Origin of the sequence: Exiguobacterium sp. s138, assembly GCF_018618775.1 — a bacterium.
Taxonomy (GTDB): Bacteria; Bacillota; Bacilli; order Exiguobacteriales; family Exiguobacteriaceae; genus Exiguobacterium_A; species Exiguobacterium_A artemiae.
The window spans coordinates 1-24,480 of record NZ_JACSMW010000006.1 but is presented as its reverse complement, the minus strand read 5'-3'; the positions used below and the strand labels follow the sequence as shown (position 1 = coordinate 24,480).

Sequence of the window (24,480 nt, the reverse complement as noted above, 5' to 3'; positions counted from 1 at the left end):
GTGCTTAAAAGTCAGCTTAGACTCAACAAAAAAGACTCCTGCTTGCGCAAGGAGCCTGTCTGTTCAAATGAAATCAACGGATTTTGACAATCGGTTTTTTCGTATCCGGCTCGATGAATAACATCGCTTCCGTATCGCCGTTCAAGTTCGTGACGGTAATCGTTGTCGGGACATTCCGATTGTATTCCCAACGATTTTCGAGCAAGTAGGTCACATATTGAATGAACGCTACGAGTTCTGCTTTTCCGTAAAACTGAACCGGAATCTTGATTTCCAACTTCTTCAGTTCACCTTCCTGATAAAAGCCTTCTCCCATCATACCGGTGTAGTTCGGGAAATAGTCTTCGAGGCGGTCCTTGAACAAATCAAACTTCGCGGCATCATCACGGACATCGTTCGTCGCGGCACCCGATGGGTAGTAATAATATTTTTCATCATAGTTCTTCCAGTCGTTCGAACTGATCTGATTGCCGCGCCCGATAAAGGCGGAAGATACATAATGTCCGGAAACCGGTGACCCTTCACTTTCCTGCAAATACAAGGCGACGTGGATCGGTGTCGTTTTGATACCGTCCGTTTTCCGCATTTTCTTGACCAATTCATTTGCCATCCGTTTTCCTTCTGCGATGACTTTTTTCTCGTCGAGTTTCACGGTATAGGTCGGACCGTAGTTTTCATCCTGGAAAACATATTCGCTGTTTAAGACTAAAGCGACGGATGTCCCGCCGAGTTCGAGTTTTTTATCTTCTTCCAACATGTAGTCCTGTTCCAAAATGTGCGATAGAATCAAAGGAGACTTTTGGTTTTTTTCTTTGTAAGACTTTCCGGTCGTATAGGCAGGGTTCAAGCCGTTCGGATCACTGACACCATCCCCGGCTTTTCCTTTTCGTAACAACCACTGGGCAATTTGATCGGCCTCGAGCAGTTGTCCTTCTTGATAATAGTATTTATCCGGAGCAAAAAATTGAGTGGAGTGACGCATCAATCCGGTCTCGATTTCATCCAGCTCCAGGCGTGAACTGACTCGTTTTTGTGTCATCCCGCGAGCGACACTCGGCCGGAACGGTAAGACGGTCCGGTAATAGGAATCGGTCGTATCAATCGCCGGACTGACGACAGCCTGGACTTCTTTTCCTTGTTCACTCTCTGTAATGACTTCTTTTGTATCGCTTTTTTGTGATAAATCAAACGAACACGCGCCGAGGAATAATGTACTCGTCAACGTCAACGCGACTATTTTTTTAGATTTCATCTGTTTTCGCACCCCATGTTTTCAAAATCGTTCTCTCTATCATAACAGAATAGTTTTCCATCGGGGAAGGTGTAGTTTTTCCCTGATTTTCAAAAAAGTATATCCTGCTTTTCAGCAGATGAAAGGATTTTTTTATGAAACGACGACTTCTTGGTCTTCTTCTTTTGATTGCCGGCATCCTGCTCATTCTTTGGCCGATGTATACCAATCATCAAAAACAACAGGCCGCTGACGAACTAAAACAGCAATGGACACAAAATTTAAAGGCGGTCGATGCCAAGGAAACGAAGAAACCGGTCGCAACAAACGGTAGCGGCTTACTGACGATTCCATCACTTGATTTTGAACAGGTCATCTTAGAAGGTGCTTCGACGACCATTCTTGATCAAAGCATCGGTCATCTGAAAGGAACCGGCGCGCCCGGTAAAGGGAATTACGCCTTAGCGGGACACCGAAGTTTCACGAAAGGACTGCATTTCAACCGTCTGCCCGAGTTGAAAACGGGTGCACATGTCATCGTGACGACAAAAAGTCATCGGTATACCTATCAAATGAAGACCTCACAACTTGTCAAACCAACGGATTTGTCCGTCTTAAATCAAGACGTCAAGCAAGCAACCCTTACACTGATTACGTGTGATCCGCCGGAAACGGCAACCAATCGTTTGATTAAACAAGGGATTTTAATCAAAACCGAATCGTTGTAATTCTCCGTACACTTCAATACGAAACAGGGAAGGCGCATGATGCATGCCACCTCCCCTGTTTTTATTTAAATCATCTGTTTGACGGATTTTCTGTTATCCTTCGTATTTCGCCAACTCTTCAAGCAATTGTGTTTCATTCCAAATCTCGATTCCGAGCGACTCGGCTTTCGTTAATTTCGAACCGGCTTTTTCTCCGGCTACCAAAATGTCCGTTTTCTTACTGACGCTGCCGGTCACGTCCGCACCAAGCAACTCGAGCCGTTTCCCGGCTTCTGAACGCTTCAGTGATTCGAGCGTTCCGGTCAACACAATCGTTTTACCGGCGAGCGGTGCATTCGATTGATCGACCCGTTGTCCGAGAAACTGTTGGTTCAGTCCGAGTTCTGCTAAGTCCTTGATCAAGGCTTGCGCTTCCGGATGTTCAAAATACTTCGTCACAGAATCGGCAATCTTACTGCCGATTCCATCAATCGCTAAAATATCTTCATATTCCGCCTGTGCGATGCCGTCGAGTGAATCAAACCGCTCTGCCAGCAGGTACGCCGCTTTTTGACCGACCAATCGAATCCCGAGACCAAACATCAACCGTTCCAAAGAATTTTGCTTCGACGCTTCAATCGCAGTCAGAAGATTATCGACCGACGTTTCACCCATCCGTTCATACGTCAACAATTCATCCCGGTCGAGGCGGTACAAATCGGCGAGCGTCCGGATGGCTTCATGTTCATACAATTGACGCACGACTTTTTCGCCGAGACCGTCGATATTCATCGCTTGACGCGAGACGAAGTGAATGATGCCTTCGACAAGCTGGGCCGGACACTCCGGACTGACACACCGAATATCCGCTTCGCCTTCCAATCGAACAAGTTCCGACTCGCAGGCCGGACAATGAGCCGGAAATTCGATCGGTTGTTCGTTCCCTGTCCGTTCTGAAACGACGACGCTGACGACTGCCGGTATGACGTCTCCGGCTTTTTTGATGATGACTTGATCGTGCAGTCGAATATCTTTTTCCGTGATGAAGTCCGCGTTGTGCAATGTTGCATAACTGACGGTGGATCCGGCGACGACGACCGGCGCAAACCGGGCGCGCGGCGTGACTTTCCCTGTCCGTCCGACACTGAAATCAACTTCTTCGACTGTCGTCATGACTTCTTCCGCGGCAAATTTATACGCCGTCGCAAAGCGGGGACTTTTCGCCGTGAAGCCAAGTTCTTCCTGATCGTCATACCGGTCAACTTTCAGGACGATACCGTCGATTTCATACGGTAAATTAGAACGTTCCATCGTCCAGTGGGCAATGTAGGCTAAAATCTCTTCGACCGTCTCACACGTCTGCATCTCCTTGTTCGTCGGTAACCCGAGCTCAGCCAGCTGAAGCATCGCTTCGCTGTGCGAACGGGCACTCAGTGTATTGACACCGACACCGTAGACGAATAAGGACAGATTGCGGGATGCCGTAATCGACGAGTCGAGCTGGCGTAAGCTCCCTGCTGCTGCATTACGCGGATTGGCGAACAAGGCTTCCTCACGTGCTGCCCGGTCCGCATTCAAGCGTTCAAATGATTGTTTCGGCATATAGGCTTCCCCTCGGACTTCGACCGTCTCATTTCGACGTAACCGAAGGGGTAAGGCTTTGATTGTCCGCAGGTTTTGTGTAATATTCTCGCCGACCGTTCCGTCGCCCCGCGTCGCACCACGGACAAGTTGTCCGTCTTCGTACTTCAAGGAAATCGCAAGTCCGTCAAACTTCAACTCTGCCACATACGTCGTCGACCGGCCGAGTGAGCGTTCGATGCGGGCGACCCACTCCCGGATTTCTGTTTCGTCAAAGACATTGCCGAGCGATAGCATCGGTAAATCATGAGTCACCTTCTCGAAGGCATCGAGCGCCGCAGCACCGACGCGTTGCGTCGGTGAATCTGGCGTGATCAGTTCCGGATGTGCCGTTTCAAGTTCCGTCAGTTCCCGTAACAATTGATCATAGGTGCTGTCCGGAACAGTCGGTTGATCCTGCACGTAATATTCGTAACTGTATTGGTTCAACTTTTGGCGTAATTCCTCGATTCGTGCCTGTTCTATCATCTTGACGCCTCCACTCATACCTTTTTGATTGGTGCGAATTTCGCAAGCAACCGTTTGACACCGACTTCCGGGAAGGCGATATCGATTTCTAAGCTGTCCCCTGCTCCGCGTGTCTGAACGACGGTTCCGCGTCCCCATTTTCCATGTTCCGCTTTGTCCCCGACGTTCCAGCCGAGTGACTCCGCGCCTGATGTCTTCATCGCCGTCGGTTTCGTGACCGAACGACCGATGACGGCTTTCCCTTGCGGTACCGGACGGTCTTCCCATGGCAACGGTTTCGGTTTTTTACCGGTCCGCTCCAGTACTTCCTCCGGTAATTCGGCAAGGAAACGGGATTCGAGATTGGCATTCGTCCGACCATACAGCGAACGCATCCGCGCGTGTGAGAGATACAGACGTTTTTCAGCCCGTGTAATCCCGACGTACGCCAGACGACGTTCTTCTTCCATTTCGTCTTCATCCTGCAGGGAGCGGCTGTGCGGGAACAAACCTTCCTCCATTCCAATCAGGAAGACGATTGGGAACTCAAGCCCTTTGGCGGAGTGTAACGTCATCAAGGTGACCTGTTCCCCCGGATCACTTTCATCGAGCGAATCGACATCGGCGACCAACGTCAAATCGGTTAAGAACGCGATGATTGTTTGTTCTTCCGGATCGGCTTTTTCGGTCTCTTTTTCAAAGTTTTGCGCAACCGTGATGAACTCGTTGATGTTCTCAAGACGGCTTTGTGCTTCGAGTGTTTTGTCTTCTTTTAACACTTGGCGGTATCCGGTTTTCTCAAGGACTTCTTCCACCAGTTCAGACAGGCTGATAAATTCCTGCATTTGTTGTAAGCCGAGAATCATCGTCCGGAAATCCGTCAGTTTGGCTGCCGTTTTCGGCGCAATGCTCGACAATTCGATATCACGGATCGCTTCCATCAGGGAGACACCCTGCAGGTCGGCAAAATCACGCAATTTATCAATCGTCGTCGCTCCGATACCGCGTTTCGGTTCATTGACGATCCGGGCAAACGACAAGTCTTCGTTCGGATTGGAAATCAGGCGCAGGTAGGCCAGAACATCCTTGATTTCTTTGCGGTCATAGAACTTCGTGCCGCCGATCATCTTATACGGAACATTCGATTTCAGCAACGTTTCCTCAATCGCCCGTGACTGGGCATTCGTCCGGTACAGAATCGCGATATCGTTTAGTTTCATGCCGTAACGTAACGCATTCCGGATTTCCTGGACGATATAAAACGCTTCTTCGCGTTCGTTTTCCGCCGTGTGGACAATTAGTTTTTCGCCTTCCGCGTTTTCCGTCCAGAGTTTTTTGTCTTTACGGGTACTGTTGTTTTGAATGACATGGTTCGCTGCATCGAGAATTCGTTTTGACGACCGGTAATTTTGTTCGAGCAGGATGACTTTTGCTGTCGGATAATCTTCCTCAAACGACAGGATGTTCGCAATGTCGGCTCCGCGCCAGCGATAAATCGACTGATCTGAGTCCCCGACGACACATAGGTTCTGGTGGGCTGCTGCCAGGAGATTGACGAGATCATACTGGGCTTTGTTCGTATCTTGATACTCATCGACATGGATGTATTGGAACTTTCGTTGATAAAACGACAGGACGTCCGGATTTTGTTTAAACAGTTCTGTCGTCTTCCCGATCAAGTCATCAAAATCAAGGGCGTTGTTGCGACGCAGGACCGCTTCGTATCCTTTATAAATCTCAGCAACCGTTTTTTCATACGGATTCGTGACGATGGACGCGTAGAACTCGGCACTGCGCAGTTCATTTTTTTGACTCGAGATGATCGACAGCATCGACCGGGGATCCCACTTCTTCGGATCGAGGTTTTGTTCTTTTAAGACGAGCTTCAGTGCTGACTGTTGATCGCTCGAATCAAGAATCGTGAAGTTCCGGTTATAGCCGATTTTTTCGATGTCACGCCGTAACATCCGGACACACATCGAGTGGAAGGTCGAGACCCAGATGTCATTCGCGACACCGCCGACCAACCGTGAAATCCGGTCACGCATCTCACGTGCCGCTTTATTCGTAAACGTAATCGCCAGGATATTCCACGGAGCGACCTGTTTTGCTGCCATCAAATAGGCAACGCGGTGTGTCAGGACACGGGTTTTCCCGGAGCCTGCTCCCGCCATGATCAAGAGCGGTCCATCGGTGTGTTTGACTGCCTTTGCTTGTTCCGGGTTCAATCCGCTGACAAGCTGTTCACTTAAATTAAACATCTAAATAGCCTCATTTCTATATTCCGAACTTTTGTTCTTATATTTTATCGTGTTGCTGCGACAGTCGCAAGTGCCGCTTCTAAATTGTCATAGATGATGTTGCCGACGACGATCGTATCGGCATGTGTCAACATCTCCTGTGCCCGTTCGATGGAATCAATACCACCGCCGTAGAACAGACGGCCTTGCTTCAAGACCCGTTTGACGGAGGCGACGAGTGACGGATCACCATACATACCGCTGTACTCGAGATAAATGATCGGCATCCGAAAGACACTGTCCGCCAGTTGCGCGTAAGCGACCACTTGATCATCATTAAGAGGTTTTGCTTGTGTGACACGGGCGACCTTGGCGTCAGCGTTCAGGACGATATACCCTTCCCCGACCAGATCTTGATGCGCGAGCATATGTCCGACTTCTTCCAGCGCTTCGACTTGCTTGTCAATCACGTGCTCAAGCGTTCCGCTGTTGAGGACACTCGGCGTCAAATATGCATCAAATCCCATCGTCGCGGCCTCAAGCTCCGATACTTCCAGTGCCACAGCGACCGGATACCGCCGCAAGCGCATCAGTAAATCCAGTGTCGCATCGAGGGTGATATCATCGGTCCCTCCGACGATGATGGCATCCGTTCCCGAAGTCGCAATCGCTTGAAGAGCAGCCTCTTCAATCTCTTTTGCCGGATCGAGTTTAAAGACATGACGCCATTCGTTATAGGGTAACAACATGTTCGTTCCATCCTCTCTTCTCATTCTCTGTACCCAGTATAAAACAAAATCCCATCTCGCGCAGAGCGGGATGGGAGAAGCCATTCAAGTCCGGACCTGGCGTTTCGTTAACAACGCGGCAAGCCCCAGTGCAAAAAAGGCATAAAGGACGGCAAACGCCCACGGTTCTGCCAGGAAAAAACCCAGGACCGGGATATCCAGTAACGGGGAATCCGGCGAACAGAGCGCCCGTCCGTTGACGAGTGCTAAAAACGGTAAAGCCGGCACCATAAAGATATAACCAAAGTTGATCCAAAATGTCCGATTCACGTCACAACCTCCTTAACCGATGATGACTGATTCTTTCGGATAATTGTAATTCCGTTTTGGTTGATTCGCCTTCAGCAACAGGACAAACGAAATAACACCAATCCGTCCGATGAACATCAGGACGGATAAGGTCCATTTGCCGACATCGGATAACTCATTTGTAATTCCAAGCGACAATCCGGTAGTTCCGAACGCGGAACAGGCTTCAAAAAACAGCACGAGGAACGGGGCATCTTCAAAGATCAGCAGGACAATCAGTCCAATCATCGTTACACCGGTCGAAACGACGATGACGACAAAGGCTTTCCAAATGTCCGACTGTCCGATCTCGCGTCCAAAAATCTTGATGCCGTATTCGCCGCGAATAAAGGCGATGACACTGAGGACGGCGACGGCAAATGTCGTCGTCCGAATCCCTCCCCCAACGGAGGACGGCGACGCTCCGATGAACATCAGAATCGACAAAACAAAGATCGAGGCCTGTGAGAACGATGTGATATCGACGGTCGTCAGTCCGCCGTTTCGGGTCGTCACGGATTGGAACAGGGCATCGACCAGTTTTTCATTAACCGGCAATCCTTTAAACGATTGATTCCACTCAAACAGCAACAGACTGACCGTTCCGAATAAGACCAGGATAAAGAACGTCGAAGCGGTCAATTTCGTGAATAATGAAAAGTGATACGGTTGACGGGTCGCTTGACGGGTCGCCCGGTACGAGATGTACCGCCGGACTTCAACCAGGACCGGGAAGCCGATTGCACCGAGCGTCAACAGCAGAATTTGCATGAAGACGACAAATAAATCTCCCCGGAACGGCAGGAGTGATTCTCCGGTAATATCGAATCCGGCATTGGTCGTCGCACTGACGGAACCGAATAGTCCTTGCAACATCGCTTCGCCGAGGGTCGGAAAATACTTCGTATAATACAAACCTAAAATAAGAGCACCAATGATTTCGATCGACACGATAATGATGATGACTTCCCGAATGTATTTAACGACCCCTTGCATCGTCGTCTGGTTTTGGTCACGGACGACAAGTTGCCGCTCCCGAAAGCCGATCCGCTTGCCAAGGATGACCCACATCGCAATATGCAGGGACATCAAACCGATTCCGCTGACCTGGACCAAAATCATGATCATAAAGTACCCAAACGTCGTAAATGTGTCCGAGACGGAGACGGTCGTCAATCCGGTCACGCTGACACAGCTGACGGCCATGAATACGAGATCCGTGAAATCCCAGTCGTAATTGCCTTTTGTCGACCAGGGTAACCCAAGTAAAATGACACCAATGATGACGGCAACAAAATAAATGATGACGAGTGACTGGATCGGCGTCAGTTTTCGAATGAAGTGTTGCAGTTTTTGTTGATACGCTAAATCCATCCGGCTTCGTCCTCCTTCACAGAAATAGCGGATAACCAATTAGTTATCCGCTACTTCCTCCTCTACGAGACCTAATCGTGCGAGCGCCAAGTCGTAGCCGCCGGAACCGTAGTTCAGGCACCGTTTCACACGCGAAATCGTGGCTGTCGAAGCACCTGTCGCCTTTTCGATTTTATGATACGTATTGCCTTCCCGTAACTGACGGGCGACTTCGAGACGTTGTGCCAAGGCCTGAATTTCATTGACCGTCGCCAAGTCTTCAAACAGGGTATAACAATCTTCTAATGAATCCATCTTCATGATGGCTGTAAATAATTGATCGAGTTCTTTTCCACGCAATTTATCGAGTTGCATCGTCTAACTCCCTTTCCCATTTGTTACTCTTTAACAGTTTAAAGTGCGACGTTTTAAATTTCAAGCGTCATCGCAAAATTGCCGGGAAAAGTACTTTTTTCCGTAAGACTTCGTAAATTCCTTGCGGCGTAATCCGGACATACGGCAAATGGGTCGACGCCAGGAACAAAAGCGTATAAATCGGATCTTCAAACTGATAGCCACGGGCGAACAGTGCTTCACGGAGCGCCGTTTCCTGAACGATCAAATCTTCAAGCGGTAAATCGGACGTCTGCCCCATCAAGGTCAAAGGAACTTCTGCCACCACTTCGCCGTCTTCGACGAGAACCACCCCGCCGCCGAATGCTTTCATCCGATCAAAGGCAATCTGCATATCCCGTTTCGATTTTCCGATCAGCAGGATATCGCCGCTGATCGAATACGAACTGACGAGCCCGCCGACATGGGTCGCAAAATTTTTCAGCACGGTATTCAGACGCCATTTTCCTTCCCGGTCAACGAGCATCAAAAATGACTCATTGCATCCGGCAGGCAGCACCTGCATGCTGGTATCGTGTTCGACCTGATAGAGCTTCATGATGACCGAATTGACCATTTCAAGGCCAACCGGCATGCTGAACGAAAAGTCCTGTTCCGTCAACTCAAGACCGACTTGTGAAGCCGGCATCAAATCGATCGCCCGGTCGAGCGCTTCGACCGGATAACACGGGATATCGTTTTTGCGGACCCAGGTCCCGCGGGCGACGACGTCAACCGGTGTCGGCTTGTCTTTTGCTTCGAGGATGTTTAAATGGGCAATGCGTCCCGGAGCGATACTGCCAAGCAGATGATCGAGGTTAAAGTGACGCGCTGCGTTGTACGACGCAATCCGGTACGCTTCTTCCGGCGCAATCCCGGCGGCAAGCATCAGACGGATTGTCTCATCCATCAGACCGGCTTTATAAAAGGATGGTGTCGAGCCATCTGTCGTCACCAGTACCTTCTCGTAATTTTGTAATCCCGCTTCAACGAGACCGGCAAAGATATCCGGTAAATCCGGACGGATCGAGGAATAGCGGATCGTTGTCGTGTAGCCGAGTTCGAGACGCATCAGCGCTTCTTCGACCGTCATCGCTTCATGGTCACTCGTGACACCGAACAACGCCATTTTCGTTAACGTCTTTGCAGAAGCCCCCGGGAAATGTCCTTCAATCGGTTTACCGAGCTTCATCGCGTCCTGCATCCATTGCAATAGCTCATCATCACCTTGCGACAGTCGCGGCCAGCCCGTTAATTCACCGGCTTGGATGACTTGTGGATGTTTCAGCCACGCTTGAATTCGTCGGTTATCAATCGTGATGCTGTCGGCATCCAGTTCTGTTTGAGCATCCAGTCGCGCCCACCAGTACATCGATGTTGGAAGGTCTGCCAGTGCGTCGACCTGCGCAAACGCTTGCTCCGTCGGCTCTAATAAAAGCAGCATATTATCGTTGACGAGTGTCGTCGTTCCGCGCTCTGCCGCAAATTTTGCAAGTGTCGCCGGATTATACAATTGGAACGGATGGGCATGCGGTTCGATGTAGCCGGGGACGATAAATTTTCCCGTCGCATCGTAGACTTCATCCGCCGTTTCCGGCATGTCCGGTCCGACGTAGATAATCCGGTCGCCGCTGATCCAGATGTTGGCTGTCCGCCATGTTTTGAGTCCTTGATTTAAGTACGTCGCATTTTCAATCACGAGTGTAGGTGCAAGCTTTCCGTTGATGACCGCTTGATGCGTGCGGACTTCTGTTTTCGTCCATGGGGACCGTCCACAATTTTTTTTCATGAAAGCTCGACCTCCTTTATATTTGAAAACGCTTTCTTATAGTTCTTATACTAAAATGTTACCGGAAAAGTTTCAAGCTTATTCGTCGTCAATTCGAGTCATTTCGCCAAAATAACACAAAACTGCCACGGAAGACAAGTTACGTTTTGTCGTACCCGTCAAAAAAGCCGGTCCTCTCACACTGATGTGAGCAGAACCGGCTTATGGAAAGTAAGAAATTATGTCGTGCGAAATGCTTTTTTGGCGATATCCGTCCGGTAAAAGAAGCCGGTCCGGTCAAATGAATCAAGTCCGCTGTAAACGCTCGCTACGGCCTGCTTCATGTCTTTTGCCTTCGCCACACAGACGAGGACACGTCCTCCGGCCGAAAGAATCACATCATCATCCCCTGCGGCCGTGCCCGCGTGGAAGACAAGGAGATTTGACCCGATTGTATCTGTTGAAACAGGCTGACCCGTCACCGGTTGTTCCGGATAACCGTTCGCCGCGATGACGACACCAACGACCGCGTCATCCGACCAGACGACTTCCGGAACGTCACCCTGCATCAATGGCATGATGACGTCGAGCAACTCCGTCTCGAGCCGCGGTAAAATCACTTCCGTTTCCGGATCACCGAAACGGGCATTGAACTCAATGACGGATGGTCCGCGGCTCGTTAACATCAGACCCGCGTATAAGAAGCCGGTAAACGGAATCCCTTCGCTTGCCATCTGCTCGACAAGCGGACGGAGGACACGTTGCATCGCTTCTTCCGTCACGGCCTGTTCGTCAAATTGCGGCAAGGGACTGTATGCCCCCATCCCGCCTGTATTCGGACCGGTGTCTCCGTCGAAAGCCCGTTTATGATCTTGCGACAAGACCATCGGAAGGACGGTTTCTTCATGCACGAAAGCCATCAGCGAACATTCTTCACCGACGAGACATTCTTCAATCACGACACTGCTCTGCTGACCAAAGTCACCGGCGAAAATTTCATCAATCGCCTGAACGGCTTGTTCAATCGTCGTCGCCACAGTGACACCTTTCCCGGCTGCCAGTCCGTCGGCTTTGACGACGATCGGTGCACCCTGGCGACGGATGTAAGCTATCGCTTCCGCCGCTGATGTAAAGACGGCATGATCTGCCGTCGGAATACCGGCCCGGTCCATCAAAGCTTTTGCGAATTGTTTACTGCCCTCAATCGCTGCCGCTTCGCGTGACGGTCCAAAAATCTGTAAACCGGCTGCTTGAAACGCATTGACGATTCCGAGGACAAGCGGTCCTTCTGGTCCGACAATCGTCCAGTCAATCTGCTCGTCCCGTGCGAACTGAACCAATTCCTCAATCGCATCTTCCCGGATCGGCACGCAGACCGCCTCCGTCATCCCGACGTTGCCGGGTGCGGCATACACGGTTTCAATACGCACGTCCTGTGCCAATTTCCAAACGAGCGCATGCTCGCGTCCACCTTTACCGACTACTAATACTTTCATTCGGATCGCCTCCGCTTAGTGTTTGAAATGACGCACGTTCGTAAAGATCATCGTGATGCCGTGTTTGTTGCAGGCATCGATGGATTCCTGATCACGGATCGATCCGCCCGGTTGGATGATGGCTGTAATACCGGCCGCTGCTGCTGCTTCGACCGTATCGCCCATCGGGAAGAACGCATCTGAGCCCATGGCAGCACCGATTGCTTTCTCACCGGCTTGCGTAATCGCGATATTCGCTGAACCGACACGATTCATCTGTCCGGCACCGACGCCGACCGTCACTTCATCTTTCGCGATGACGATGGCATTGGATTTCACGTGTTTAACCGCACGCCAAGCGAGTTTTAAGTCTTCCCATTCAGCGGCCGTCGGTTTACGATCGGTGACGACACGTGCTGATGCATCATCAAGTGTTTCGTCATCACTGTCCTGGACAAGCATGCCGCCGGCAACTGCCGTATAGCGGATTGCTTGGACCCGTTTAACGTCCAGTTCGAGCAACCGGAGATTTTTCTTCGCCGACAGTAACGCAAATGCGTCTTCCGTAAAGGATGGAGCAATGATGATTTCAAGGAAAATACCGCTTAGTTGTTCCGCTGTCGCGAGATCAACTTCCCGGTTCAAGGCGACGATTCCGCCGAAAATCGAAACCGGATCCGCTGCATGTGCACGACGGAACGCTTCATCAATCGTTGGACCGACGGCGACGCCGCACGGATTCATGTGCTTGACGACGACGGCTGCCGCTTCGCGGAACTCATCGAGAATCTCCAGTGCCGCATTGGCATCCTGGATATTGTTATAAGACAATTCTTTCCCGTGGAGCTGTTTCGCGGACGCGAGTGATGCCCCGCGGTAAATCGGTGTTTTATAAAAGGCAGCTTCCTGGTGCGGGTTTTCTCCGTACCGCAAATCCTGGACTTTTTCGAGCGTAATCGTCAACTGATCGGGGAATTTTTCACCGGTCTGTGTCAGGAAGTAATCGGCAATCAAGGCATCATACGCCGCTGTGTGACGGAATGCTTTGGCTGCCAGCTTCTGGCGTGTTTCGAATGTCGTTCCGCCCAGATGAATTTCCTCGATGACCGCCTGATAATCGGCCGGATCCACGACGACAGTTACCGCCGCATGATTTTTGGCAGCCGAACGGATCATGCTTGGTCCGCCGATATCGATGTTCTCGATCGCATCGGCATACGACACATCTTCATTCATGACCGTTTCTTTGAACGGATAGAGATTAACAACCACAAAATCAATCGGCTTGATGTGTTGTTCCGCCATCTGTTCGCGGTGGCTCTCAAGATCACGGCGTCCGAGCAGTCCACCGTGGACCATCGGATGAAGGGTTTTGACCCGGCCGTCGAGCATCTCCGGAAATTGTGTGACTTCACTGATGCCAATGACCGGAAGTCCTGCTGCTTCAAGGGCTTGATGTGTTCCGCCTGTCGAAATCAATTCGATCCCGGCGTCATGCATCGCCTGTCCGAGTTCGACGATACCTGTTTTGTCTGATACGCTGATTAACGCTCTCATACGTTTGCCTCCTCTTTGATCCACTCTTCGATGACTTGCGGGTACAATCTATGCTCCACCTGCTGAATCGCTTGTTGGAGCGTTTCCCGTGTCATATCCTCTGTAATCCGAACCGCTTCTTGGGCGATGATTGGTCCTGTATCCATGCCTTCATCGACTATATGAATTGTAACACCTGTGATTTTGACTCCGCCACGAAATGCTTGCCCGATCGCATCTTTTCCTGGAAATGCCGGGAGCAACGACGGGTGGATGTTGACGATCCGTCCAGCATAATGCGACAGCAGGACGTCTCCGATCAAGCGCATATATCCGGCTAGGATAATCCGTTCCACGCCCCGCCGCTCCAGTTCCGCCACGATTTCCCGTTCAAACGACGGTTTATCCGGGTAGTCTTTGGCTGTGAAGACGAAGATATCACAGCCGCGGGCCTGAGCCCGTTCAATCACTTTTGCTTGTTTTTGATCACAGACGACGAGTTCAATCGTAGCCTGCAGACGTCCTGTTTCAACTGCTTCGAATAAAGCTTCGACATTACTGCCACTTCCCGAGGCAAAACAGGCAATCTTCATTGGTCGACTCCAAGAATCCGGACACCCGGTTCACTCGTCACGGTCCCAATCGTATAGACGGTCTCGTTTTCACGAGCAAGTCGTGCCGAGACTGCTGCGACATCTTCCGGTTTGACGATCATCATGTAGCCGATCCCCATGTTGAAGACATTGTACATATCGTGACGCGGAACGTTTCCAGCCTGTTCGAGCCAGTCGAAGACCGGTAACGTCGGCCATTTTTTCGGATCAAACGTCGCCCCGCAACCTTCCGGAAGCACACGCGGGACGTTTTCGTAAAAACCACCGCCCGTAATGTGGACCATCGCCTGAATTTTTTCTGTCTCAAGCGCGGCTTTGACCGCTTCGACGTAAATCCGTGTCGGCATCAGCAACGTATTGCCGATCGTACTGCCAAACATCATCAACTCATCTTCGTATCGCAGACCACTTTCGGCGACGATCTTCCGGACAAGTGAAAAGCCGTTCGAGTGAACGCCCGACGAAGCGAGACCTAAGATGACGTCTCCCGGTTGAACGTGTTCTCCTGTGATCAATTTTTGTTTTTCGACGGCACCGACGGCAAAGCCTGCAATGTCGTACTCACCGTCGGCGTACATGCCCGGCATTTCTGCCGTTTCCCCGCCGATCAGCGTACAGCCGGACTGGACACAGCCTTCCGCGACACCGGCAACAATCCGCTCGATCTTAGCGGGAATCGCTTTTCCGAGAGCAATGTAATCGAGGAAATAGAGCGGCTCCGCCCCTTGGACGATGATGTCATTGACACACATCGCGACACAATCGATTCCGATCGTATCGTGCTGGTCGAGGGCGAAGGCAAGCTTCAGCTTCGTGCCGACGCCATCCGTCCCGCTGACGAGAACCGGTTCTTTTAGATTTAATTGGCTGAGGTCGAACATTGCACCGAAACTGCCAAGTCCCGTCATGACTTCTTTGCGCATCGAGCGGGCCACGTGTTTTTTCATGCGGGAAACGGATTCGTATCCTGCTGTCAGGCTGACACCTGCTGCTTCGTATTGTTTACTCATGCTTTGTTCCCCCGTCTGTTCAAAGTTTGGCTTCTAGTTCTAATGCACCGATTGGTGTTGGATATTCGCCTGTGAAACAAGCCGTACACTGACCTTTTAATGGTCCGTCAAACGGGCGGTCGATTGCATTGACCATTCCATTGACCGTCAGAAACTCAAGTGAATCCGCTCCGATTTCCTGGCAGATTTCACTTGGTGTCAACCGGGCGGAAATCAATTCATCTTTTGAAGACGTATCGATCCCGTAATAACATGGATTCGTAATCGGCGGTGCCGTGATGCGGACATGAACTTCCGTTGCCCCGGCTTCCCGTAACAGTCCGACAATGCGGCGACTCGTCGTCCCGCGAACGATTGAATCATCAACCATGATGACCCGTTTGCCGTTGACGACACCTCGTAGCGCCGATAACTTCATTTTGACGCCGCGTTCGCGCAGTTCCTGTGACGGTTGGATAAACGTCCGACCGACGTAACGGTTTTTAATCAATCCCATTTCATATGGAATGCCGCTTGCTTCCGCGTAACCGATCGCTGCCGAGATGCTTGAATCCGGCACACCGGTAACGACATCGGCCTCGACCGGTGCTTCTTCGAACATCTTTTTACCAAGTGCTTTTCGTGCTGTATGAACATTGACCCCATCGATCATCGAATCGGGACGGGAAAAGTAGATGTATTCCATCGAACACATTGCCCGTTCATGCGGTTCCATATACTGGCGTGATGACATACCGGACGTCGTAATCGTCACGAGCTCCCCCGGCTCGATATCACGGATGAACTCGGCACCGACGATGTCAAAGGCACATGTCTCGGATGAAAAGACGATGCCGCCGTCCGGTGTTTTACCGAGCGACAACGGCCGCAGACCGTGTGGATCGACCGCAACATACAATGTATCTTCCGTTAAGAACAGGAAAGCGAACGCTCCGACGAGTCGCGCCAGACTATCGGCAATCCGGTCTTCAAGCGTCGGTAACTTACTCCGTTTGACGAGATGCGCGACGACTTCCGTATCACTCGTCGTTTGGAAAATGGCGCCTTCCGCTTCAAGTAAATGTTTTAACGAATCAGCATTGACGAGGTTTCCGTTGTGCGCAAGCGCCAAGTCGCCCGTCCGTGATTTAAAATGGAGCGGTTGTGTATTTTCGAGCGTATTTCCCCCGGCTGTCGAATAACGGACATGTCCAATGGCATGGTGCCCCGATAAGGAATCAAGCGTCTCCTGCGAAAAAACTTCCGTGACGAGCCCTTGTCCCCGGTGCGGCAGAAGCAGTTTCCCGTCACTCGCGACGATTCCTGCTCCTTCCTGTCCCCGGTGTTGGAGGCTGTGGAGTCCGTAGTACGCAAGCTGCGCCGCTTCCGGTTGTCCGAAAATCCCGAACACCCCACACTCTTCGTTTAATCCTTTGATGTCATATAACACGCGATCGCCCCTTCCCAGTCGGCTTGCAGTGTTGAACGTGTCGCTTCGATGAATGTATCGTTTGTCTTGATTTGCAAAGCATCTTGATCGGTAACATACCCTAATTTATGCGCGCCTGTCTGTTTGACGAAGGCGGCTTCCTGTTCCGGTTTCACCGTCACGACGAACCGTGATTGCGATTCACTGAACAGGTGCAGAGCCGGACCGTCAAATGTCACGTCCAGACCAAGCGTCGTTCCGAATGTCATTTCGGCTAAAGCAACGGCGAGACCGCCTTCCGCCACGTCATGGATTGCTGTGACTTGTCCCGTTTGTACCGCTTCCTGCAAGGCCAGCAACCGTTCTTGTTCGACGGCTAGGTCAATCTGCGGTACTTTTCCGAATGATTTTTCGAATTGCAGATATTGCAGTTCACTGCCGCCGAATTCAGCTTTCGTTTCTCCGAGCAGGTAAACCGCGTCGCCTGCTTGCTTGACGTGTTGTGTCGTAATCCACTCCGTTTGTTCGTGGAGACCGACCATCCCGACGACCGGTGTCGGATGAACTGCTTTTCCGGCAGATTCGTTGTATAAGGAAACATTTCCGCCGATGACCGGTGTCTCAAGGACCCGGCACGCCTCAGCCATTCCGGCCGTCGCTTGCTGCAGTTGCCAGAAGCCTTCCGGTTTATCCGGATTCCCGAAGTTCAGACAATCGGTAATGGCCAGTGGTGTCGCACCGCTCGCAACGATGTTGCGGGCTGCTTCGGCGACGGCAATCTGTCCGCCGACAAACGGATCGAGGTAAACGAACCGGCTGTTGCAGTCCGTCGTCATCGCGAGTGCTTTGTTCGTTCCGCGAACCCGGATGACGGCGGCATCAGAACCCGGTGCGACGACAGTCGACGTCTGGACCATATGATCGTATTGATCGTAGACCCAACGTTTGGAAGCAATCGTCGGTTGTTTGAGCAAGGCACGCCATGTCTCGACCACATCGTCAACGACTGGTAACGTTTCATCCATTGCCTGAAATTCTTCATAATAAGCCGGAACGCGTGACGGTTTGTTATAAACCGGTGCTTCTTCCGCGAGCGCATCAACCGGTACTTCGGCGACGATTTTGCCGTGATGGACGAGACGCAATACTTTCTCGTCGATGACTTCTCCGACGTGCACCGCATGCAGTCCCCATTTACTGACGATTGCTTCGATTTCCGACTCGCGTCCGCGTTCGACGACGAGCAACATCCGCTCTTGTGATTCCGATAACATCATTTCGTAAGCCGTCATGTCGGTTTCCCGTTGCGGGACGTCGTCGAGATGCATCTCGATGCCCATACCGGCTTTTGAAGCCATCTCAGCCGACGATGATGTCAGTCCGGCAGCTCCCATATCCTGCATCCCGACGAGCGCCGGATGACCGACGATTTCGAGACATGCTTCGATTAACAGCTTCTCCATGAACGGATCACCGACTTGAACAGCCGGACGTTTTGCTTCCGTATCCTCCCCAAGATCTTCTGAAGCAAAGGTCGCTCCGTGAATCCCGTCGCGTCCGGTTGCGGCTCCGACGTACATGACCGAGTTGCCGGCTCCTTTGGCAAGACCTTTCTGAATGTCTTCGTGGTTGATTAAACCGATACACATCGCATTGACAAGCGGGTTGCCCTCATACGAATGATCAAAGCCGACTTCTCCCCCGATCGTCGGAATGCCGACACAGTTCCCGTATCCGGCAATTCCAGCGACCACTTGTTCAAACAGTTGATTGACACGCGGTGTGCCGAGGTGTCCGAACCGAAGCGAGTTCATCAAGGCGACCGGACGGGCTCCCATCGAAAAGATATCGCGGATAATCCCACCGACACCAGTCGCTGCCCCTTGATACGGTTCGACGGCTGACGGGTGGTTGTGACTCTCGATTTTAAAGACGACGGCTTGATTGTCCCCGATGTCGACGACACCTGCTCCTTCGCCGGGACCCTGCAGGACGCGTGGACCTGTCGTCGGAAACTGGCGTAAGACTGGCTTCGATGTCTTGTACGAACAATGCTCCGACCACATGACGGAAAACAATCCGATTTCTGTATAGTTCGGTTGACGCCCGAGTAACTTGACGACCATGTCGTATTCTGCGTCGCTCAGTCCCATCGTTGCGTAGATCCGTTGTTCCTGAATTTGCTCCATCGTTGGTTCAGACTGTTGTTTTAGCATGGTGTGCCCCCTGTTTGACGAGTGAAGTGAATAACTTAAGTCCATCGGTTCCGCCGGTCAGCAGTTCGACTGCCCGTTCCGGGTGTGGCATCATACCGAGTACGTTCCCGGCTTTGTTCGTGATACCGGCAATGTCGCCGCGTGATCCGTTCGGGTTATCCGTATACGTAAAGGCAATTTGCCGGTTCGTCTGTAACATCGCATACGTCGCATCGTCACAGTAATAGTTGCCTTCTCCGTGTGCGATTGGAATCGTAATCGTTTCTTGTGCCGCATAGTCCGATGTAAAGCGTGTCTCATTGTTTTCAACCTTCAGTTCAACCGTCCGGCACATGAACTTTAGTCCCGTATTACGGTGTAAGACACCTGGGAGAAGTCCGGCTTCAACAAGGATCTGGAAGCCGTTGCAGACGCCGAGAACCGTTTTGCCTTCTGCTGCAAAGCGTTTGACTTCCTCCATGATCGGTGAGAATTGAGCGATCGCTCCGCACCGGAGATAGTCGCCGTAAGAAAAACCGCCCGGCAACAAGACGCCGTCATATCCTTCAAGTGACGTTTCCGTATGGAAGACATACTCTGCTTCTTCACCGAGTGCGTCTTTCACAGCATGGTACATATCTAGATCACAGTTCGATCCTGGAAACACGATGACGGCAAACTTCATACGGTCGTCACCTCTTCTACATCAAAACGGTAGTCTTCCATGACAGTGTTGACGAGCAGTTTCTGACACATCTCATGAATCATCGTGTCCGTTGTCTCATCTGAAACAAGCAATTCAATTCGTTTACCGATCCGGACTTCCTCGACACCTTCAAAACCAAGCTGTTGTAATCCACCTTTGACCGCAACCCCTTGTGGATCTAAAATGCTTTCCCGTAATGCGACCGCTACTGTAACCTTTTTCATTGTCCGTTTCCCCCTAGGCGATTGAATAGTGTTTGGTACGTGTCGATGAGTGATCCGATATTACGGCGAAAGACATCTTTATCGAGGTGTTCGCCTGTTTCTTTATCCCATAACCGGCATGTATCCGGTGAGATTTCGTCTGCGAGTAAAATTTCTCCTGCCGGTGTTTTACCGTATTCAAGTTTAAAATCAATCAGGGTGATTCCTTTTTCATCAAAGTAAGGCCGTAAGACATCATTGACGCGATGCGCTTCCTGTTCGAGCAAGGAAAGCTCCTCCGTCGTCGCAATCTTCAGTAAATTGATGTGTGCCGGTGTGACAAGCGGATCGCCTAGGCTGTCATCCTTATAATAAAACTCGACGATCGGTGTTTCGAGGACCGTTCCTTCTTCGATACCGAGCCGTTTACTCAGGCTGCCGGCGACGACGTTTCGAACGACGACTTCGAGTGGAATGATGGTGACACGACGTACGAGCTGTTCGCGCTCCGATGTCCGTTCAATGAAGTGGGTCGGAATTCCGGCCGCTGCGAGAACCTCAAAAAAGTGGCTCGTCAAACGGTTGTTGAGTTCTCCCTTACCGGCAAACTCTGCCTTCTTCTCTCCATTAAATGCCGTAGCCTCGTCTTTGTAGACGATGCGGAGCACATCCTGATCCTGCGTCGTGTATAATCGTTTAGCTTTTCCTTCATAAAGTGGTTGCATCGATTTCGTCCCCCATGATCCTAAGATGTAGACGGGAGCCATGCTCCCGTCTCAGGTTGATTAGTTCAAGCCACACCGTTCAAAGATTTCATCGACCCGGCTCGTATGATACGTCGGATCAAAACAAGCATCGAGTTCTTCTTCTGTAAAGAGTTGTTGGATATCCGCTTCCTGCCATAAGACATCACGGAACATGATTTGTTCTTCCCATGCCTGCATCGCCCGTGGTTGAACAAAGTCGTAGGCTGCTTCACGTGACCAGCCTTTTTCGATCAACGCCAGTAAGACGTGACCGGAGAAGATAACACCAAATGTCCGGTCCATGTTGCGTTTCATGTTTTCCGGGAACACCGTCAGATTTTTGATGATGTTACCGAAGCGGTTCAGCATATAGTTGAGTAATCCCGTCGCGTCCGGCAAAATGATCCGTTCCGCCGACGAGTGCGAAATATCGCGTTCGTGCCACAGCGAGACGTTTTCGTACGCTGTCACCATGTGGCCGCGGATGACCCGGGCAAGCCCCGTCATGTTCTCGGAACCGATTGGATTGCGTTTATGCGGCATCGCCGATGATCCTTTTTGACCTTTGGCGAAAAATTCTTCGACTTCCCGCGTCTCTGTTTTTTGCAGACCACGAATTTCCGTCGCCATCTTTTCGATCGATGTCGCAATTAAGGCAATTGTCGACATGTAATGCGCATGACGATCGCGTTGGAGCGTTTGTGTCGAGACCGGTGCCGGTTTCGTACCAAGCTTTTCACAGACATATTTTTCGATGAACGGATCGATGTTCGCAAACGTTCCGACCGCTCCTGACATTTTGCCGTATTCGACTGTTTCCCGTGCTGCCTCGAACCGGACTTTATTACGTTTCATTTCTTCGTACCAAAGCGCCAGCTTCAAACCAAACGTCGTCGGCTCGGCGTGTACGCCGTGTGTACGTCCCATCATGACCGTATATTTATGTTCGTTGGCTTTGACTTTTAAAATCTCGGTGAAACGATCGAGATCGGCCGCCAAGATATCATTGGCTTGTTTCAGCAAGTACGATAATGCCGTATCGACGACATCCGTTGACGTCAGCCCGTAATGGACCCATTTGCGCTCTTCGCCAAGCGTCTCGGAAACAGCGCGGGTAAAGGCGATGACATCGTGGCGTGTCTCCTGTTCAATCTCATTGATGCGGTTGACATCAAACGAAGCTTTTTCCCAGAGCAACTGGACGTCTTCTTTTGGAATCACACCGAGTTCACTCCAGGCTTCACATGCTAAAATCTCAACTTTCAACCAGGCTTCGAATTTATTCTGTTCTGTCCAGATCGCTTTCATCTCAGGACGTGTATAACGTTCGATCATCTAACCGTCTCCTTCCATATCTGCAGGCGTGCAACTTCAGCCAATGCTTCTTCGACTGAATCAGCTAGGATGTTCAAATGTCCCATCTTTCGACCTTGTTTTGCTTCCTGTTTCCCGTATAAATGGACTTTCGTCCGTGAAGATAACGTTGGTAGTTCCTCGTATAATGCTGTGATATGTTGACCTAGGATGTTCGCCATGACGACCGGTGTCGTCAAGCGGGTATCACCGAGCGGGAGACCGCAGATGGCCCGGATATGCTGCTCGAACTGTGACGTCTCGCACGCATCAATCGAATAATGACCCGAGTTGTGCGGGCGCGGCGCCAGTTCGTTGACGATCAGTTCGGAGCCGACGACGAACAGTTCGATTGCCAGTGTGCCAATCAAATCGACATCGTTTGCGAGACGTGTCGCCAGTTCAATCGCTTTTTGTTCCAAGTCGATTGGGATGCGGGCGGGAACGATTGACAGATGCAGAATGTTGTCTTGATGGATATTTTCACTGACCGGGAAGACCTTCGTTTCCCGCTCGCTTCGCGTGACGATGACGGAAATCTCCTGATCAAACGGTAACCATTTTTCAGCAACATATTCGGTTGCTTCAAAGGTCTTCATCGCTGTTTGTAAATCCAGCTCTGTCCGAATGACCGTCTGGCCTTTCCCGTCGTAACCAAAGCGGGCTGTTTTCAAGACGAATGGGAAACCTAACTGCCGTTTGGCTCCAAGGAGATCTTCACTTGTCTGAACTCCCTGATACGGTGCCACCTTGTAACCAAGCTGTTCAATCAGTTCTTTCTCCCGAATCCGGTGTTGGGTCCGAAACAAAAGCTCTGTCCCGTGAATCAGTTTATAACCGATTGCTTCCGCTACTTCGTGTGAGATATTCTCAAACTCATAGGTCACGACGTCTGATTCAGCAGCAAGTCGCTTTGCGGCCTCGACATCCGTGAACGGTGCTTGAATCTGTTGATCCGCTACTTGCGCACACGGTGCGTTTTCAGTTGGATCAAGTGTGATGAGCGAATAGCCCATTTGGCGTGCAGATAAAGCTATCATCCGACCTAATTGACCTCCACCTAAGATACCAACCCGTTTCATGTCAGATACACCTCGGAAGCGATGACGTCTCCTTCCAGTTCGACACGCATATGATCAAGAGCTCGGGCAATCCGTTCGTCAACCGTTCCAAGAATCTGAGCAGCAAGTAAACCCGCATTTTTGGCTCCGGCGTCACCAATTGCAACTGTCGCGACTGGAACACCACCGGGCATTTGGACAATGGAGAGTAAGGAATCGATGCCTTGAAGTGCTTTGCTTTGAATTGGGACACCGATTACCGGTAATGTCGTCTTCGCAGCTACCATTCCCGGAAGGTGAGCGGCTCCGCCTGCACCGGCAATGATGACCTTGAGTCCCCGTTCCCGGGCAGACTCGGCATAACGGAACATCAAGTCAGGTGTCCGGTGTGCCGACACAACTTTCTTTTCATAACCAATGTCCAGCTGATCCAGTACATCACACGTTTTCTGCATGGTCACCCAATCTGATTGACTGCCCATGATGACCCCGATTTCCACCTTACTCATCTGCGTCTCCTCCTTTTTGCATAAAAAAAGCCCAAACCACGTCTAAAAGGGTGGCTTAGGGTATAAAAAGGTACGCCAAAGAATTATCGACGAACATCCATATACCCCATAGTCCAACGATTTAGGGTCGTCGGGTAGAAACTTGCAAGCCATATCCCTGCTATTATACGAGGTGTTATATTCAATCTTCCTATCACGCCTTCATCTTAACAAGACTCGAGTCGGTTCGTCAACCAAAGGCGAACAATTTAATTATCTGAAAATTTATCGTTCGCTTTTAAGCTTAAATTGTTCTGTTCATTTAGTTCAGTATTCGGAAATTTGAAAGCAGTCAACATTATTAATAAGAAAACGACAAAAAAATACGACCCTTTCGTTTATGAAAGAGTCGTATGTATAAGAAGTTATCACGATTCAGGCATTTTCAGCTTCGAGTTTCGGTTTACAGTCAAAGATGATTTGCTGACGGATGGGATACGGTTCATCATTCGCATCCAGTCCAAAAATCGGTTCTTCCCGCCGGACGGTCGGACGATAACCCATGGCATCGATCCGATCCAAACAATCACTGATCGTTTCATTTTCTTCTACGGCAACGCGCATTTTTTGTTTTTTTGCCATGAGTATCACATTCCTTCCTTATTATATATATGAAAAAACCAAAAAAAAGTCCATAAAAAAGCGGCGGCCCTTGAGCGTATGCTCCAGAACCACCGTTTGCCTGGCAACGTCCTATCCTCACAGGGGGAAGCCCCCAACTACTTTCGGCGTTCAAGTGCTTAACTTCCGTGTTCGGCATGGGAACGGG

The 24,480-nt window shown here is 50.7% G+C and carries 22 protein-coding genes, 1 rRNA gene and 1 riboswitch; of the genes, 1 reads left to right on the top strand and 22 read right to left on the bottom strand.

What is annotated here, in order from left to right; all coding sequences use genetic code 11:
* Window positions 1-73: 73 nt before the first annotated feature.
* Window positions 74-1,252, bottom strand: a complete 1,179-nt coding sequence (locus KNP91_RS12300) for a CamS family sex pheromone protein (protein WP_026829293.1) — start codon at window positions 1,250-1,252, stop codon at window positions 74-76.
* A gap of 134 nt (window positions 1,253-1,386) precedes the next feature.
* Here KNP91_RS12300 and KNP91_RS12295 point away from each other — a divergent pair, with 134 nt between their 5' ends.
* Complete coding sequence (locus KNP91_RS12295) at window positions 1,387-1,959, top strand: class D sortase (protein ID WP_114596947.1); 573 nt, start codon at window positions 1,387-1,389, stop codon at window positions 1,957-1,959.
* 93 nt (window positions 1,960-2,052) lie between these two features.
* Here KNP91_RS12295 and ligA read toward each other — a convergent pair whose 3' ends face one another.
* From ligA to rrf, 21 genes are all read right to left on the bottom strand, one after another.
* Window positions 2,053-4,047, bottom strand: coding sequence for an NAD-dependent DNA ligase LigA (ligA, locus tag KNP91_RS12290; protein WP_012369371.1), 1,995 nt, complete (start codon window positions 4,045-4,047; stop codon window positions 2,053-2,055).
* Window positions 4,048-4,061: 14 nt separating this feature from the next.
* Entirely contained in the window at window positions 4,062-6,287 is a 2,226-nt protein-coding gene (gene pcrA / locus KNP91_RS12285) for a DNA helicase PcrA (RefSeq protein ID WP_214850279.1), read from the bottom strand.
* A 44-nt stretch (window positions 6,288-6,331) separates the two neighbouring features.
* On the bottom strand, window positions 6,332-7,015 hold the full coding sequence (gene pcrB, locus KNP91_RS12280) for a heptaprenylglyceryl phosphate synthase (RefSeq protein WP_131504455.1): 684 nt from the start codon (window positions 7,013-7,015) through the stop codon (window positions 6,332-6,334).
* A gap of 84 nt (window positions 7,016-7,099) precedes the next feature.
* Window positions 7,100-7,324, bottom strand: coding sequence for a hypothetical protein (locus KNP91_RS12275; protein WP_131504454.1), 225 nt, complete (start codon window positions 7,322-7,324; stop codon window positions 7,100-7,102).
* Window positions 7,325-7,336: 12 nt separating this feature from the next.
* A complete protein-coding gene (locus KNP91_RS12270; protein ID WP_214850278.1) occupies window positions 7,337-8,716 on the bottom strand; it encodes a TrkH family potassium uptake protein in 1,380 nt (459 codons plus the stop codon).
* Between the two features lie 39 nt (window positions 8,717-8,755).
* Window positions 8,756-9,070: a YerC/YecD family TrpR-related protein gene (locus KNP91_RS12265; RefSeq protein WP_012369366.1), complete on the bottom strand. Its 315-nt coding sequence runs from the start codon at window positions 9,068-9,070 to the stop codon at window positions 8,756-8,758.
* Window positions 9,071-9,137: 67 nt separating this feature from the next.
* Window positions 9,138-10,877, bottom strand: a complete 1,740-nt coding sequence (locus tag KNP91_RS12260) for an adenine deaminase C-terminal domain-containing protein (RefSeq protein WP_214850276.1) — start codon at window positions 10,875-10,877, stop codon at window positions 9,138-9,140.
* Between the two features lie 218 nt (window positions 10,878-11,095).
* Window positions 11,096-12,352, bottom strand: coding sequence for a phosphoribosylamine--glycine ligase (gene purD / locus KNP91_RS12255; protein ID WP_214850273.1), 1,257 nt, complete (start codon window positions 12,350-12,352; stop codon window positions 11,096-11,098).
* Window positions 12,353-12,367: 15 nt separating this feature from the next.
* Window positions 12,368-13,888: a bifunctional phosphoribosylaminoimidazolecarboxamide formyltransferase/IMP cyclohydrolase gene (gene purH, locus KNP91_RS12250; protein WP_214850269.1), complete on the bottom strand. Its 1,521-nt coding sequence runs from the start codon at window positions 13,886-13,888 to the stop codon at window positions 12,368-12,370.
* The gene (purN, locus tag KNP91_RS12245) at window positions 13,885-14,460 is read right to left on the bottom strand and encodes a phosphoribosylglycinamide formyltransferase (protein ID WP_214850266.1); all 576 of its coding nucleotides are present in this window, start codon (window positions 14,458-14,460) and stop codon (window positions 13,885-13,887) included. The genes purH and purN overlap by 4 nt, the downstream gene beginning before the upstream one ends.
* Window positions 14,457-15,491, bottom strand: a complete 1,035-nt coding sequence (gene purM / locus KNP91_RS12240; protein WP_012369361.1) for a phosphoribosylformylglycinamidine cyclo-ligase — start codon at window positions 15,489-15,491, stop codon at window positions 14,457-14,459. Before purM ends, purN begins: the two co-directional genes overlap by 4 nt.
* Before the next feature lie 19 nt (window positions 15,492-15,510).
* A complete protein-coding gene (purF, locus tag KNP91_RS12235) occupies window positions 15,511-16,920 on the bottom strand; it encodes an amidophosphoribosyltransferase (RefSeq protein ID WP_012369360.1) in 1,410 nt (469 codons plus the stop codon).
* Window positions 16,896-19,115 (bottom strand): phosphoribosylformylglycinamidine synthase subunit PurL, encoded by a 2,220-nt coding sequence (gene purL / locus KNP91_RS12230; protein ID WP_214850264.1) that lies wholly within the window; start codon window positions 19,113-19,115, stop codon window positions 16,896-16,898. The genes purF and purL overlap by 25 nt, the downstream gene beginning before the upstream one ends.
* On the bottom strand, window positions 19,096-19,779 hold the full coding sequence (gene purQ, locus KNP91_RS12225; RefSeq protein ID WP_214766549.1) for a phosphoribosylformylglycinamidine synthase subunit PurQ: 684 nt from the start codon (window positions 19,777-19,779) through the stop codon (window positions 19,096-19,098). The genes purL and purQ overlap by 20 nt, the downstream gene beginning before the upstream one ends.
* On the bottom strand, window positions 19,776-20,024 hold the full coding sequence (gene purS, locus KNP91_RS12220; RefSeq protein WP_214766547.1) for a phosphoribosylformylglycinamidine synthase subunit PurS: 249 nt from the start codon (window positions 20,022-20,024) through the stop codon (window positions 19,776-19,778). The genes purQ and purS overlap by 4 nt, the downstream gene beginning before the upstream one ends.
* Window positions 20,021-20,728 carry a phosphoribosylaminoimidazolesuccinocarboxamide synthase gene (gene purC / locus KNP91_RS12215; protein WP_214766545.1) on the bottom strand — a complete coding sequence of 236 codons (708 nt, stop codon included), beginning with the start codon at window positions 20,726-20,728 and terminating at the stop codon, window positions 20,021-20,023. The genes purS and purC overlap by 4 nt, the downstream gene beginning before the upstream one ends.
* 60 nt (window positions 20,729-20,788) lie before the next feature.
* Window positions 20,789-22,084, bottom strand: coding sequence for an adenylosuccinate lyase (purB, locus tag KNP91_RS12210; RefSeq protein WP_214850262.1), 1,296 nt, complete (start codon window positions 22,082-22,084; stop codon window positions 20,789-20,791).
* Window positions 22,081-23,184 carry a 5-(carboxyamino)imidazole ribonucleotide synthase gene (gene purK / locus KNP91_RS12205; protein WP_214850261.1) on the bottom strand — a complete coding sequence of 368 codons (1,104 nt, stop codon included), beginning with the start codon at window positions 23,182-23,184 and terminating at the stop codon, window positions 22,081-22,083. Before purK ends, purB begins: the two co-directional genes overlap by 4 nt.
* Window positions 23,181-23,672: a 5-(carboxyamino)imidazole ribonucleotide mutase gene (gene purE, locus KNP91_RS12200; protein WP_012369353.1), complete on the bottom strand. Its 492-nt coding sequence runs from the start codon at window positions 23,670-23,672 to the stop codon at window positions 23,181-23,183. The genes purK and purE overlap by 4 nt, the downstream gene beginning before the upstream one ends.
* 89 nt (window positions 23,673-23,761) lie before the next feature.
* Window positions 23,762-23,863: riboswitch (purine riboswitch) on the bottom strand.
* A 223-nt stretch (window positions 23,864-24,086) separates the two neighbouring features.
* Window positions 24,087-24,293, bottom strand: a complete 207-nt coding sequence (locus tag KNP91_RS12195; protein WP_214766541.1) for an NETI motif-containing protein — start codon at window positions 24,291-24,293, stop codon at window positions 24,087-24,089.
* A gap of 98 nt (window positions 24,294-24,391) precedes the next feature.
* Window positions 24,392-24,480 (bottom strand): 5S ribosomal RNA (rrf, locus tag KNP91_RS12190); the annotation flags it as partial.

What these genes read in the sequence shown, in the direction of transcription:
- KNP91_RS12295 (WP_114596947.1), top strand. Translation starts at nt 1,387, where the DNA reads ATGAAACGACGACTTCTTGGTCTTCTTCTTTTGATTGCCGGCATCCTG.
- KNP91_RS12270 (WP_214850278.1), bottom strand. Translation starts at nt 8,716, where the DNA reads ATGGATTTAGCGTATCAACAAAAACTGCAACACTTCATTCGAAAACTG.
- purB (WP_214850262.1), bottom strand. Translation starts at nt 22,084, where the DNA reads ATGATCGAACGTTATACACGTCCTGAGATGAAAGCGATCTGGACAGAA.
- KNP91_RS12260 (WP_214850276.1), bottom strand. Translation starts at nt 10,877, where the DNA reads ATGAAAAAAAATTGTGGACGGTCCCCATGGACGAAAACAGAAGTCCGC.
- pcrA (WP_214850279.1), bottom strand. Translation starts at nt 6,287, where the DNA reads ATGTTTAATTTAAGTGAACAGCTTGTCAGCGGATTGAACCCGGAACAA.
- ligA (WP_012369371.1), bottom strand. Translation starts at nt 4,047, where the DNA reads ATGATAGAACAGGCACGAATCGAGGAATTACGCCAAAAGTTGAACCAA.
- purE (WP_012369353.1), bottom strand. Translation starts at nt 23,672, where the DNA reads ATGAGTAAGGTGGAAATCGGGGTCATCATGGGCAGTCAATCAGATTGG.
- purH (WP_214850269.1), bottom strand. Translation starts at nt 13,888, where the DNA reads ATGAGAGCGTTAATCAGCGTATCAGACAAAACAGGTATCGTCGAACTC.
- pcrB (WP_131504455.1), bottom strand. Translation starts at nt 7,015, where the DNA reads ATGTTGTTACCCTATAACGAATGGCGTCATGTCTTTAAACTCGATCCG.
- purQ (WP_214766549.1), bottom strand. Translation starts at nt 19,779, where the DNA reads ATGAAGTTTGCCGTCATCGTGTTTCCAGGATCGAACTGTGATCTAGAT.
- purS (WP_214766547.1), bottom strand. Translation starts at nt 20,024, where the DNA reads ATGAAAAAGGTTACAGTAGCGGTCGCATTACGGGAAAGCATTTTAGAT.
- KNP91_RS12265 (WP_012369366.1), bottom strand. Translation starts at nt 9,070, where the DNA reads ATGCAACTCGATAAATTGCGTGGAAAAGAACTCGATCAATTATTTACA.
- purN (WP_214850266.1), bottom strand. Translation starts at nt 14,460, where the DNA reads ATGAAGATTGCCTGTTTTGCCTCGGGAAGTGGCAGTAATGTCGAAGCT.
- purM (WP_012369361.1), bottom strand. Translation starts at nt 15,491, where the DNA reads ATGAGTAAACAATACGAAGCAGCAGGTGTCAGCCTGACAGCAGGATAC.
- KNP91_RS12300 (WP_026829293.1), bottom strand. Translation starts at nt 1,252, where the DNA reads ATGAAATCTAAAAAAATAGTCGCGTTGACGTTGACGAGTACATTATTC.
- purL (WP_214850264.1), bottom strand. Translation starts at nt 19,115, where the DNA reads ATGCTAAAACAACAGTCTGAACCAACGATGGAGCAAATTCAGGAACAA.
- KNP91_RS12195 (WP_214766541.1), bottom strand. Translation starts at nt 24,293, where the DNA reads ATGGCAAAAAAACAAAAAATGCGCGTTGCCGTAGAAGAAAATGAAACG.
- purC (WP_214766545.1), bottom strand. Translation starts at nt 20,728, where the DNA reads ATGCAACCACTTTATGAAGGAAAAGCTAAACGATTATACACGACGCAG.
- purD (WP_214850273.1), bottom strand. Translation starts at nt 12,352, where the DNA reads ATGAAAGTATTAGTAGTCGGTAAAGGTGGACGCGAGCATGCGCTCGTT.
- purK (WP_214850261.1), bottom strand. Translation starts at nt 23,184, where the DNA reads ATGAAACGGGTTGGTATCTTAGGTGGAGGTCAATTAGGTCGGATGATA.